Below are 338 nucleotides of genomic sequence, written 5' to 3' on the forward strand. Positions count from 1 at the left end.
TGTTTTTTAACAGGTTTGAGATAGGTAAGTCTTCCACAACAATCCTCATTGGTTTGGTTTTCACCAATTTAGCTGTTGCTTGATGGATATGGTTATTTCGGATATTCGTAATTTTCCTAGATAACCGCAGGTGCTCAGTTTTCGCTTTTTCATATCCGGCAGATTGAATTTTTACACCTTTTTTAAATCTCCTAGACATATCTCTTTGTGCTGACTTTTTCCTTTTCAAAAGTTTTTTAACCTTGGCATCTTTGTTTATATTTCGTTCTTTCATACCATTAGAAGCTACAAACAGCTCTTTTAAACCAACATCCACACCAATCGACTCATTGGTTAGT

General features: G+C 34.9%; 1 protein-coding gene. It reads right to left on the bottom strand.

Translation table 11 applies throughout. From position 1 onward, the window contains the following. Positions 1-338, bottom strand: a 338-nt coding sequence (locus MR155_RS31630) for a transposase (RefSeq protein ID WP_242312139.1), incomplete at both ends; no start/stop codon positions are given.

Origin of the sequence: Bacillus cereus group sp. BfR-BA-01331 (genome assembly GCF_022663915.1) — a bacterium.
Lineage (GTDB): Bacteria > Bacillota > Bacilli > Bacillales > Bacillaceae_G > Bacillus_A > Bacillus_A mycoides.